We start from the raw sequence: 12,772 nt of genomic DNA, 5'->3' as shown, positions 1-12,772 counted from the left end.
ATTAATCAACTATGACGGAGTATCTGTATCATATCTTTCAATAGAATGAATACCGCTCAATTGCTTCAACCGCATTACCAATTCATCCAGTTCTTCCTTATCGTGAACAAATACCTTAATAGACCCCCTGAAAATACCTTCATTCGCTTCAATGGAAAGGGCACTGATATTGATTTTCATTTCCCCCGAAATAAGGTTTGTGATTTTATTAACCACACCAACATCATCCAGGCCTATAATGTTCAAACCAGTAAGAAAAGATATCTCTTTATTTTTTGCCCATTTGGTTTTCACCACCCTGTGGCCATAATTAGCCAGCAACTTTGAAGCATTTGGGCAATTGGTCCGGTGTATGGTTAACCCTTTCCCTGTAGTAACAAAACCAAAAACATCATCACCAGGAATTGGCTTGCAGCAATTAGCAAGGTTATACATGATCTTATCGCTGCTCTCCCCGAATATGATCAGCTCAGCGTCTTTTTTTGCAAGGTCATGGTTGGTGGATTCCGACTTGTTTTCAATCGGTGGCCGCTGGGGTTTTGGAGCTTCCAGTTTATCGCCCAAAACATGGAATTCTTTCAATTCCTTCAGGTCGATGCTTTTTGTAGCTACCTGGTAAAAAAAATCCAGCGTGCTCGGCTGTTTATAAAAGTCTGCCAGTATTTCAATATTTTGAGGGTTATACCCTGCTCCCATGCCTTCCAGTTTACGCTGGACAAAATATTTTCCGTCTTCGGCAATTTTGCGCTTTTCTTCCTTTAGCGCATCTTTTATTTTCGACTTTGCCTTGGCTGTTACTACAAAATTCAGCCAGTCTTCCGAAGGCTTCTGCTTATTCGAAGTGATGATTTCAATCTGGTCGCCACTACGCAACTTATGGCTCAGGGGCACCAGCTTATGGTTCACTTTTGCGCCTATACAACGAGCACCAACCGCAGAATGGATAGCAAAGGCAAAATCAAGCGCTGTTGAATTTACCGGCAGCATTTTCACATCGCCTTTGGGTGTATATACATAGATTTCTTCTGCCAGGAAACTGGTTTTGAAATCCTGCAGAAAATCTACCGAGTCGGTATCCTGGTTAGCCAGCACTTCCCTTATTTGGTGGAACCATTTATCAAACCGGCTTTCGTCGGCCGCACCTTCCTTATATTTCCAGTGGGCTGCAAGACCTTTTTCTGCAATCTCATTCATCCTTTTGGTGCGGATCTGCACTTCCACCCATTTGCCCTGGGGCCCCATTACTGTTGTATGGAGGGCTTCATAACCATTGCTCTTGGGATTACTGAGCCAGTCCCGCAACCTTTCTGGAGAGGGCGTGTATTCATCCGTAATCATGGAATAAACTTTCCAGCAATCTTCTTTCTCCCGTTCTGGGGGGGAATTAAGTATAACCCTGATGGCAAATAGATCATAAACCTCCTCGAAACTGACCCCCTTTTTTTTCATTTTGTTCCAGATCGAATGGATACTCTTTGGGCGTCCATAGATGTCGAAATCGAATTCCGCCTTCTCCATTTTATCGCGCAGCGGCCGGATAAACTCGTTTATATACCGGGTCCGTTCCCGCTTTGTTTCTGAAAGTTTGCGGGCGATTTCCTTATAAGTATCCGGCTCCATGTATTTCATGGCCAGGTCTTCCATCTCGGTCTTGATATTGTACAAACCCATACGGTGGGCCAGGGGCGCATATATATAGACGGTCTCAGAAGATATCTTTAGCTGCTTCTCCCGCTTCATGCTCTCCAGTGTTCGCATATTGTGGAGGCGGTCCGATAATTTGATCAGGATAACCCTGGGGTCATCGGTTAAGGTGAGCAGGATTTTCTTAAAATTCTCTGCCTGCTGGGAAGCATTTACATCTATGACATTAGCAATTTTGGTAAGCCCGTCTACGATCCTGGCTATTTCACTGCCAAAATTCCGCTCTACATCATCCAGGGTAATATCGGTGTCTTCTACCGTATCATGCAACAGGGCACAAATAGTAGAACGTACCCAAAGGCCAATTTCTTCCACGCAAATACGGGCAACCGCCAGGGGATGAAGGATATAGGGTTCCCCGCTTTTCCTGCGCATGGTCTTATGGGCATCGGCTGCCATTTCAAATGCAACCCGCACCAATTCCTTATCGCCGGGCTTCAATTTCGGTTTAAGGCAACGTAAAAGTGCACGGTATTCCCTCAGGATCAGCTTCTTTTCCTGCTCCTCTGACAGGTTGTATTTTGGTATCGCGGCTACAGTTTCCATCGTCTACGAATTTACAGAAAAGGCGTTGTTTTTAATTTTTTCATGAAATCCCCTACATTTGCGCTCCTTAGGTCAAAGAATACCTCCGGGATATTCTGAATTCTTTCTGCCAAACATAATGCGGGCGTGGCGAAACTGGCAGACGCACCAGACTTAGGATCTGGCGCCGCAAGGCATGTAGGTTCGATTCCTATCGCCCGCACAAAAAGGCTTCCTCCGGGAAGCTTTTTTATTTTCCGGATTTTTTTCTTTTCGGGCAACCCATACAATACAATCCGCATTTACCTTGTATAATAAAACCATACAGTAAAGTATGCATCTTGGACAATTGATTTATGAGGCAAAAAAAGGCAGCGCTGCTGCCCAGAAATGCCTGTTTGATGAAATGGCAGACAGGATGCTGGTGACCTGCTACCGGTATGTCAAAAATCAGGAAGATGCCGAGGAACTTATGCTGAATGGTTTTTTCAAGTTCTTCCGGAATTTACAGGCTTTTACTTATGAAGAAGATGCGGCATTATTTGGCTATGTTAAAAAAATAATGGTAAATGAATGCCTGATGTTCCTGCGGAAGAAAAAGGTATTTACCATTGTCGCAGAAACAGCAGCAGCAGATATTTCTTTTGAGGAAGAAGCCCTGAATAATTTATCAGCAGATGAAATCTTAAACCTGGTTGTACAATTACCGGTTGGATACAGGACTGTTTTTAACCTGAGCATTATAGAAGGTTATAACCACCTTGAAATTGCTGCATTGATGGGCATTTCTGTGGGTACTTCAAAATCACAACTAAGCAAGGCCCGGGGTTTGTTGCAAAAACTGATCACACAAAAAGGAATTGAATATGCCAGACAAAAAACACAATAATCCGGCTGGTTGGCAAAGTCGCCTGGAGCAGCTTGGACAACTGCCTGGTGAGCCTTCTTATAACAAAGGTGCAGCCTGGGGTAAACTATATGCAAAGCTGGAGCAACCGAAAAGAAAAAATAATAAAATCTGGTTATGGATGGCGGCAGCTGCAATATTCACAGCATTATTGATTACAATACCCTGGTTTAAAAAGGAATACAATAATCAGGATCAGCCTGTTGCTAAAACCAGGACTGGCGCAGAACCTTTGGTTACCAGGGAACTGGCAATTGTTCCCGAAGGTCATCCTGAACCTGCTGCTAAAGGCATTAATAAGCTTGTTTTAACAAAAAGAGCCAGTTCCGGGAATCACCAGGCTTCGGGTGCTAAAAAACCAAATACCCCGATAGAACAAATGGAATTAACACCGGCTATTTCCTCAATTCGGATCACTCAACAACCATTCGCAGCAAATGACAACAAAATGGATTCGCCATTATTATCTGTTGCACCCATAGCCAGGCAAAAGAAAAAAATGGCCGTCGTTTACCTGAATGAAATTGAAGCCGGCGGCAACAACTTGATCACTAACCAGGCACACGAAAAACCGCATAGGACATTTTACCCAAATTTTGGGCAAACAGGAGCAGATGATATTTATGCAGCCTCCAAACCCGAAAGATTTACGATTAACATAAGTTCAGCAAACTAATCAACATGAAATATTTTTTATTTGCACTGGTGCTGTTGATCAGCGCCTCAGGAAAGCTTTTTGCCCAGTCCGGCAAAACAGCGGAAACTTTTAATTTGCCAACAAGTTTTAGTTTCAGCAAAAGGTTTATGGTGGACCTTGGCAAAGGCAATAAAATGCAGGTTGAAGTCAGTGATATTAATGACTTAACACGCATACAAAATATTGACTCCATCCTGGCCATATTCCTGCAGGATTTTGCACCGCTCAAAGATTCTGTCAATGATGACCTGGCCGCCATACGCATCGATCACTTGACGAATGCAGCCGGTATCCGGAAGATCCGGTTACAACAATTTCCACAACAAGGCAGTGTTTTTGTCCGGCAGGGGGAAGACATGGCCCCGCTCAAGATTGAACAGGATACCATAAATATTATTGGAGTGGTCAATAACCCCCCAAAAGCAAAGGAACATTATATCAGCAGGTATGATCCCCGCTTCTACCGATTAATATTTTACCTGAATAAGCTGGAAGATCTGGCAACCTTTGATGCCGGTATGCTCAACCAAAAAATCCCCAGCTACCTGGCTAACTATAACGGGAAATGGAAAAACAAATGGGGTAAAACATCAGGCTGGGGGCCGTTTTATTTAAATGGCGATCCTACTATTTATGCCGACAAGCGCCGGGCAACAGCAGGTGCACCGGGCGATTATTTATCCTTCCAGTTCACAGTCAACATCCAGAATTATAAAAATTATTTTGTGCCGTCCTTCGGCCTGGGAACGACGCTTGTGCTCTGCAACAGGGAAAAAGAATGGAAACATGAAATCGGGTTGCAATGGGAACCGAACTTCCTTTTTGCAAAAAATACGGAAGGCAACCTGAGCACCTTCCGGAACGATTTCCTGACCCTGAGTTATGGCCAGGGCCCGGTAAAAGAAAAGGACCCCAGGAAGCCTGTCAGTTTAAACGCCATTGTAAGCCTTGGTTACCTGGTATACCGAAACGGGGAATTCTATGACAAGAATACCTTTCGCCTTGGTGCAGGTCGCCTTCAGTTGCAGAAAACAGCCATTGAACCCGGTCTGTATTTCCATGATTTCTTCCTGAATGTAACCCCAACGATCAGGGTTATCCAGAATTTCTGATAATCTTCATGAGGTTGCATTTCTCATGTACAAAAATGACGAGAATCATATCGGAAAGGCAATCGATCAATTAATTTTAACCATTAAAATTATTGTATATGAAATCTTTCCTGGTTGCCACTGATTTTTCCGAGCCTTCAAGGGAGGCCGCACTATACGCTGCTAACCTGGCCAAATCATTAGGGGCTGAGTTAACACTTTTACATGCCTACCTTTTACCCACTCCAGTGAGTGAAGTTCCGTATGTAATGGTTTCAGTGGATGAATTGCAGAAAGACAATGAAAAGCTGGCCCGGGAAATGGCCGCGAACCTGCAACAGCAAACTGGTATTACCGTGAAAACAATTGTAAACATCGGGATGCCGGCAGATGAAATCGTTTACCAGGCAAAAGAAATTGGCGCTGAGCTTATCGTTATTGGTATGCGGGGTGAAAATACGGCTCTCGACAAGTTCATCGGCAGTACAACAGTTGCGGTTATCAGGAAATCTCATATCCCGGTTTTAGTGGTCCCTGCAAAAAACAGTTATGTCGCCCTGCAAAACCTGACCTATGCAACAGATTTCAGCTATACTATGAACCCCCGCTGCCTTGAGGCCCTTGGCAGCTTGCTGAAAAGTAACCCCGGAGCCAAATTACATGTGGTGAATTTCCAGCGGCCTGGTGAAATTATGAGTGCTGAGCAAATCAGTGGTAAAGTCAGGCTGGAACCAATGCTTGAGAAAATAAACCACCAATACCATAGCCTTGAAAATTCCAGCGTTGAAGCCGGATTAGTGGAATTCCTGAACCAACAACCCAGCCAGATGCTGGTAATGGTAGCCCATAAACACAGTTGGTGGGAACGCCTGGTCAGCGGAAGCCACACAAGGGAAATGGCCTACAAATCAAACATCCCCTTATTGGTATTACAGGATAAAGATTAAGGACGACATTCCGATTTTTTCTTTGTACTTTTGCCCCCCAATTTTGAGGCATGGGGTACCCCCTGTGCCATATTGTATCAATTAAAATCGCATTGTATGGCAACCGTTACGAGGGAAAATATCGGTCTGTTGAATGACAAGATCACAGTAAAAGTGGCAAAAGAAGATTATTTGCCATCTTTCGAAAAAGCTTTAAAAAACTATAGCAAACAGGCCAATATTCCGGGCTTCCGCAAAGGCATGGTACCCTCCGGGCTGATCCGCAAAATGCATGGCCAGTCTGTATTTGTTGATGAAGTGCTGCGTACGGTAGAAAAGCAGTTGAGTGATTTTATGGTGAATGAAAAGCTGGAAATCTTTGCCCAGCCCCTTCCCTTGCCTGAAAATGATTCCCGCCAACTTGATTTCAATACCCCCCATGAATATGCTTTTGCTTTTGAAGTTGGCCTGAAACCAGATTTTAAGGTAGCAGACCTGGCAAATGCCAGCCTGCCTTTCCTCAAAATAACCGTAACCCCAGAAATGGTGGATGAAGAGATCACACGCCTGCAACTGCGTCATGGCAATATGACCGAACCGGAAATGGTTACGGGTGAAGACAACGTCCTTAATGTTGTATTTACTGAAACCGATGCCAATGGCCAGGAAATTGAAGGTGGCGCCCACAAGGAAAATTCACTGCTGGTTAAATATTTCGCTGAAGGTTTCCGCCCATCCCTGGTTGGCAGGAAAAATGGGGATGTTATTAACCTTCAACTCAGCAAGGCGTTTGATGCCAAGGAAAGAGAGTGGGTTTTGGGAGACCTCGGCTTTGCTAAGGAAGACCATTCCGCCGCTGACAAGTACTTTAATATGGCAATCACCAAAGTTGGACTGGTTGAAAAATCCCCCTTGGAGGAACCGTTTTATAAGACTGTTTTTCCAGGTAAGGAAATAGCTGATGAAGCAGCTTTCCGTGAGGCTATTAAAGAAGATATCCAGGAACAACTGGATGCTCAAAGCCGGAACCAGATTTATGATACTATTTATCATTTCCTGTTGGATAAAACAGAGATCAATTTCCCTGAATCCTTCCTGAAACGCTGGATGCAGAGCGGTGGCGAGCAACCTAAAACGCCAGATCAGGCTGAAAAAGAATATCCTTCTTTTGTGAATTCCCTGAAATGGACCCTGATCGTTGACCAGTTGGTTAAAGACCATCAAATTGAGGTTAAACCGGAAGACCTGCGCGACTTCGCGAAAGCGCAGTTATTCAGCTATATGGGCAATATGAACATGGGCCAGCTGGATATCGAGCAACCATGGGTGAACGATTATGTAGAGCGGATGATGAAAGACCGCAAATTTGTAGAAGACAGTTACCACCGTATCCAGACAGATAAGATCTTCGCCCTGGCAGAAAGCCTGGTGAAGAAAGATGAAAAGCCGGTTAGCCTGGAAGATTTCCAGAAAATGCAGGCAGAACATCACCACCACCACTAAAAGGTGAATCGAAGACCATAAATCGTGAATTGTAAAATACAGGGCTACCAGTAAAATGGTAGCCTTTTTTTATAGTAGCTCCCGGGAAACACCCTCAGGTTTGCGCATTACCTTACGCGATTAACCCATTTTGTCAGCATTCTTTACGTTTTTTGTCATGATTTTCAATTGGAAAGATATTTGCACCATTGTTCTACCTTATTTTTAATAAAATAACCCGGAATATGAGTTCAGAATTTGAAAAATATGCCGTCAAGCACCGGGGCATCTCGAGCCTGACCTTGCATGACTACCAGAAGCATCAAGTAACTAACCTCACCCCCAATATTATTGAGGAGCGCCCAATGAATGTTGCAGTGATGGATGTTTACAGCCGCCTGATGATGGATCGTATCATTTTTTTGGGCTACCCAATTAATGACGAAGTAGCCAATATTGTTACTGCGCAGTTGCTTTTCCTTGAAAGCACCGACCGTACCCGCGACATCCAGATGTATATCAACTGTCCGGGCGGAAGTGTATATGCCGGACTTGGCATGTACGATACGCTGCAATACATCACCCCCGATGTAGCAACCATTTGTATTGGTATGGCCGCATCAATGGGAGCTGTTTTGATGTGCTCAGGCACTAAAGGGAAACGCACAGCGCTGAAACATGCCCGCATTATGATGCACCAGCCGAGCGGGGCAATAGGCGGACAAGCTTCAGACATCGAAATAACTGTAAATGAAATCAGGAAACTGAAGCGGGAATTATATGATATTATTTCACACCATACCGGCAAGCCATTAAAGCAGGTGGAAAAAGATTGTGACCGCGATTACTGGCTTACTTCAACTGAAGCCAAGGAATACGGGCTGGTTGATGAAGTGCTGCTGGTTAATCCAAGGAAAGAGCACAGGGATTAAATTTCCCAAACCTGTTGCCGGTAATTCTGTATTAAACTCCGAAAATCAAAAAGTTATATGTACAACTCAAAATATTATTCTCCCCGTTTCGAAGAAGAGGAAGAAAAACCAAGGGATGATAAGCGTGATGACCTGATGATGCTCAACAAAAAACTGGAAAAGTATTTTTTTGACCAGAGGGCAGTTTATCTCTGGGGGCCGGTTGATGACAAATCTGCACGCGAAGTTGTCACTAAAATGCTGCTTCTTGATGCCGATAAATCCGGAGAAGAAATAAAATTTTATATCAATAGCCCGGGTGGTGTTGTAAGCAGTGGCATGGTTATTTATGATACCATGAAAATGCTGAAGAGCCCGGTTTCTACAATTTGCATGGGTTTGGCCGCATCAATGGGTTCAATATTGCTGAGTGGCGGCGTAAAAGGAAGAAGATTCATATTCCCGCATGGAGAAGTGATGATTCACCAACCAAGCCTTGGCGGATATATGCAGGGTGTAAGTGCTGATTTGGAAATCCAGGCAATTCAAACCAAGCGGGTAAAAGAACTGGGCGCCCGGATCCTGGCAGAAAACTGCGGAAAAACATTTTCCCAGATAATGAAAGATTTCGATCGCGACTACTGGATGGACGCGAAAGATGCTATTACTTATGGCATTGTAGACGACCTTGTCGATAAAATTTAACAATTAACCGGAATTATACGGTTAAATAATCGTAATAAACCACCGTAAAATGCCGTTCCGTCTATTCGGAGCGGTTTTTTATCTGCATCAATCTAAAGGAATAGATACCTTTGTAACCTAGTAATGTGCATATGGCTAAAAATACTTTACACTGTTCATTTTGCGGACGCAGCCGGGATGAAGTTAAAATCCTGATTGCAGGTCAGGATGGGCATATTTGCGAGAACTGTGTTGAACACGCTCGTGAAATTATAGAACAGGAATTACTGACAAGGTCAGATTCTCCGGGTTCAGGATTTAAATTAACGGTTAAGAAACCAATAGAGATCAAACGCTTTCTTGATGAGTATGTAATTGGCCAGGATGATGCAAAGAAAGTTCTGGCAGTGGCAGTATACAACCACTATAAAAGGCTCCAGCAAAAAATAAGTGATGGTGATATCGATATTGAAAAAAGTAATATCGTAATGGTTGGTGAAACCGGAACAGGTAAAACATTATTGGCTAAGACCATTGCCAAATTGCTGAATGTACCTTTTGCCATTGTTGATGCTACTGTTTTTACCGAAGCAGGTTATGTGGGCGAAGATGTTGAAAGCATCCTGACCCGACTGCTGCAGGTTTGCAATTATGACGTTACAGCAGCAGAAAGGGGCATTGTTTATATTGATGAAATTGATAAGATAGCAAGGAAAGGAGATAATCCCTCTATTACCCGTGATGTAAGTGGCGAAGGTGTGCAGCAGGGACTTTTAAAACTCCTGGAAGGAACTGATGTATTAGTGCCACCACAAGGCGGCCGCAAGCACCCGGAACAAAAACTTATCAAAATTAATACCCAGAACATATTGTTCATATGCGGCGGTGCATTTGATGGTGTAGATAAACTCATTGCACGCAGGGTTAATACAAACGCTATCGGATTTAATGTAAATAAAGAACAACAGGAACATGCCAAAAAGAACCTGTTGCAATTTGTGAATGCGCAGGATCTTAAGCATTTCGGATTGATTCCCGAATTACTCGGCCGTTTACCGGTTGTCACTTACTTAAATCCCCTTGACGCCGAAACATTGAGGTCAATTCTTACAGAACCCAAAAATGCCCTGATCAAACAGTATAAGAAAATTTTTGAAATTGAAGGAATCGAGTTGACTATCGATAGCGATGTCCTCGACTTTATGGTTTCAAAAGCGATGGAGTATAAATTAGGCGCACGCGGACTACGTTCGATTTGTGAAAGCATATTAACCGATGCTATGTTTGAACTGCCTTCCAGCAAAGAAACCAAGTTTCATCTTAGCCTGGATTATGCTGAAAAGAAATTCGATAAAAGCAAGATGAGCCTGCTGAAAGTTGCTTAAGAATTGGATGGTGCAGTAAAAGTGCCAGGCAGTTAACAGAAAATAGATAATTATATGAAAGAATTGATAGACCAATTAAAAGCGGAAGGATTAACTGAAGAACAAGCATTTAAAGCTGTTGAGATTATAAAGAATTTTGCAAAAGAGAAATTCCCCATTTTCGGTGGGGCGATAGATCGCTTGTTTGATAAATATGGCCCCAAAGACAAAGAACAGGATGATTATCTTGACTAAAAATAAAAGATATTTTAAATGCCCCGCTTTTGCGGGGTATTTTTTTGGCAACCCCTTAGTGGTGAGTGGGATGTAAGACTTCCCGGGCAATAACGATTTTTTGGATCTCAGAGGTGCCTTCCCCAATGGTACAAAGCTTACTATCGCGGTAAAACTTTTCTACAGGAAAATCTTTGGTATATCCATAGCCTCCGAATATTTGTACGGCTTCGGTAGCAGCTCTTACAGCTACTTCACTGGCGAAATATTTTGCCATAGCAGCCTCTTTTGTCATTTTACGCCCCCTGTTTTTAAGATCTGCTGCCTGGTTAGTGAGCAATTCTGCAGCCATAATTTCCGTGGCCATATCTGCCAGTTTAAATGAAATCCCCTGGAAATGGGCAATTGGCTGGTCAAACTGTTGTCTTTCCTGGGAATATTTAAGGGCGGCATCCAACGCGCCTTTTGCTATACCTACAGATAATGCTGCAATGGAAATCCTGCCTCCATCCAAAACTTTCATGGATTGCTTGAAACCGGCTCCAATTTCACCTAACCGGTTTTCATCCGCGACCCGGCAATTGTCGAATATCATTTCGGCGGTTTCACTCGCCCGCATACCAAGTTTATTTTCCTTTTTACCGCCTGCAAACCCCGGAGTACCTCTTTCGACGATAAAAGCAGTGGCATTGTCCTTTGTACGGGGCTCTCCCGTACGGGCAATCACCACTGCTATATCGCCACTTTTCCCATGTGTGATCCAATTTTTTGTGCCATTTAAGATCCAGTCATTTCCATCACGCACTGCGGTTGTTTTCATATTCCCTGCGTCACTTCCGGTATTTGCTTCAGTTAATCCCCAGGCTCCCAGGGCTTCAGCCGAAACCAGTTTCGGCAGGTATTTCTTTTTTTGGATCTCATTTCCAAAAGCCAGGATATGCCCGGTACACAATGAATTATGCGCAGCCAGGCTTAAACCAATAGAGCCGCAGACTTTGGCTATTTCTTGTATAATCGCCACATATTCCAGGTAGCCCAATCCGGCTCCGCCAAATTCCTCAGGCACCATTACCCCCATCAAACCCAATTTCCCCATCTCCGAAAAAAGTTGCCTGGGAAACTCCTGAACTTCATCCCATTGCATTACATGTGGCAGAATTTGCAGCCGGGCGAAATCCCGGGCAGTCTGCGCAACTTGCTGGGTGAGTTCAGAAGTATTAAAGTCCATATAATTGCTTAATTGCCTTTTATACTGCAATATAAATGGATTTTTATTGAACTAACAAGTGTTAGTTATTGCATTTTAAGATAAGGGACAATTTTCTCATATTGTTCCTGTTTCAACAAATGGATGCCCATCAGTTCTTCCTTTTCCTTGAAAGGGCCATGCGCATTTCGGTATTGAATAATAGCTGCCGCTAAGTAATGCCTTATATAAGGATGGACAGCCAACTCCGCCTCTGTGGCGGTATTTATTGGAATCAATTGGAGATGTTGCTGATCTTCCTCCAATAAAGGCTCAATTTTCCGGAAAACGGAATCTGGCAGTCCATATACTTCAGCCACCTGGCTTACCTGGAAAAATCCGCCTAATTTCTTACGGAAATTAAGGATCCTGCCGGCCAACTTTGGACCAATTCCTGGGAGAGCCAGCCATGCCAGGCTATCTGCCGTATTTACAGCCACTTTCTGTGCTTTTTGTTCTTTGGACGGATTACGCCGGAATGGATGTATGCTATCCTGCCGGGGGCGTACCATATAGCTTGGCTGACTTTTTTCCTGCACCTGCATTATTTTAACCCAGGGTATTAACTGCCGGGCTAATTCCGGGCTAAGGCCGTAAATTTTCTCAAGGTCTCCCGCCGACCTGAACCTGCCTCCTTTTGCACGGTACTTCAATATCGTTTCAGCGGTTTTTGGCCTTAACCCCAACCTTATCCATTCATCCCTGCCTAATAAATTGGGGTCAAAGGGAAAGCGTTCAGGAGAACTTATCCCATTGGCCTGGTTTGGCAGGATAGCCTGCGGACCCTTTGTAGTATTTCCGGCACTATCAAATTGCTTAACCGCTGAAGTAATTAGGCTATCGGCTATATTAATCCTGCTTTCCTGCTCCGGTAAAAAATCAGGTAAAATAAAAAGTATCAGGATAATTACCACCAGTACCAGGACTGCCCATCTTTCCCTGGTAGAAAAACTAAAATAGTCTTCGGTTAAACGCCGCAGGTCAAACTTTTTCATACCATA

At 43.7% G+C, this 12,772-nt stretch carries 12 protein-coding genes and 1 tRNA gene; 10 read left to right on the top strand and 3 right to left on the bottom strand.

What is annotated here, in order from left to right; genetic code table 11:
- Positions 1-9: 9 nt before the first annotated feature.
- Positions 10-2,250 carry a RelA/SpoT family protein gene (locus tag LAQ65_RS13705; RefSeq protein ID WP_224117541.1) on the bottom strand — a complete coding sequence of 747 codons (2,241 nt, stop codon included), beginning with the start codon at positions 2,248-2,250 and terminating at the stop codon, positions 10-12.
- 120 nt (positions 2,251-2,370) lie between these two features.
- Here LAQ65_RS13705 and LAQ65_RS13700 point away from each other — a divergent pair.
- From LAQ65_RS13700 to LAQ65_RS13655, 10 genes are all read left to right on the top strand, one after another.
- A tRNA-Leu gene (locus tag LAQ65_RS13700) sits at positions 2,371-2,452 on the top strand.
- A 111-nt stretch (positions 2,453-2,563) separates the two neighbouring features.
- Entirely contained in the window at positions 2,564-3,118 is a 555-nt protein-coding gene (locus tag LAQ65_RS13695; RefSeq protein ID WP_224117540.1) for an RNA polymerase sigma factor, read from the top strand.
- Positions 3,096-3,812, top strand: coding sequence for a hypothetical protein (locus tag LAQ65_RS13690; RefSeq protein ID WP_224117539.1), 717 nt, complete (start codon positions 3,096-3,098; stop codon positions 3,810-3,812). Before LAQ65_RS13695 ends, LAQ65_RS13690 begins: the two co-directional genes overlap by 23 nt.
- Before the next feature lie 5 nt (positions 3,813-3,817).
- On the top strand, positions 3,818-4,945 hold the full coding sequence (locus LAQ65_RS13685; RefSeq protein ID WP_224117538.1) for a hypothetical protein: 1,128 nt from the start codon (positions 3,818-3,820) through the stop codon (positions 4,943-4,945).
- Between the two features lie 98 nt (positions 4,946-5,043).
- Positions 5,044-5,871, top strand: coding sequence for a universal stress protein (locus LAQ65_RS13680; protein WP_224117537.1), 828 nt, complete (start codon positions 5,044-5,046; stop codon positions 5,869-5,871).
- Positions 5,872-5,967: 96 nt separating this feature from the next.
- Positions 5,968-7,353, top strand: a complete 1,386-nt coding sequence (tig, locus tag LAQ65_RS13675) for a trigger factor (protein ID WP_224117536.1) — start codon at positions 5,968-5,970, stop codon at positions 7,351-7,353.
- A gap of 224 nt (positions 7,354-7,577) precedes the next feature.
- Complete coding sequence (locus LAQ65_RS13670) at positions 7,578-8,264, top strand: ClpP family protease (protein WP_224117535.1); 687 nt, start codon at positions 7,578-7,580, stop codon at positions 8,262-8,264.
- A 57-nt stretch (positions 8,265-8,321) separates the two neighbouring features.
- The gene (locus tag LAQ65_RS13665) at positions 8,322-8,948 is read left to right on the top strand and encodes a ClpP family protease (RefSeq protein ID WP_224117534.1); all 627 of its coding nucleotides are present in this window, start codon (positions 8,322-8,324) and stop codon (positions 8,946-8,948) included.
- Between the two features lie 131 nt (positions 8,949-9,079).
- Entirely contained in the window at positions 9,080-10,312 is a 1,233-nt protein-coding gene (gene clpX / locus LAQ65_RS13660; RefSeq protein ID WP_224117533.1) for an ATP-dependent Clp protease ATP-binding subunit ClpX, read from the top strand.
- Positions 10,313-10,366: 54 nt separating this feature from the next.
- Positions 10,367-10,546 (top strand): hypothetical protein, encoded by a 180-nt coding sequence (locus tag LAQ65_RS13655; protein ID WP_214460115.1) that lies wholly within the window; start codon positions 10,367-10,369, stop codon positions 10,544-10,546.
- Between the two features lie 55 nt (positions 10,547-10,601).
- Here LAQ65_RS13655 and LAQ65_RS13650 read toward each other — a convergent pair whose 3' ends face one another.
- Both LAQ65_RS13650 and LAQ65_RS13645 read right to left on the bottom strand, forming a co-directional pair.
- On the bottom strand, positions 10,602-11,753 hold the full coding sequence (locus LAQ65_RS13650) for an acyl-CoA dehydrogenase family protein (protein WP_224117532.1): 1,152 nt from the start codon (positions 11,751-11,753) through the stop codon (positions 10,602-10,604).
- A gap of 65 nt (positions 11,754-11,818) precedes the next feature.
- Complete coding sequence (locus tag LAQ65_RS13645) at positions 11,819-12,766, bottom strand: ComEA family DNA-binding protein (protein WP_224117531.1); 948 nt, start codon at positions 12,764-12,766, stop codon at positions 11,819-11,821.
- Positions 12,767-12,772: the final 6 nt, after the last annotated feature.

The sequence above is a fragment of the Flavihumibacter profundi genome (genome assembly GCF_020076305.1).
GTDB classification, from domain to species: Bacteria; Bacteroidota; Bacteroidia; order Chitinophagales; family Chitinophagaceae; genus Flavihumibacter; species Flavihumibacter profundi.
Note: the sequence above shows the minus strand (reverse complement) of the source record. Positions and strands in the feature narration are given on the sequence as shown.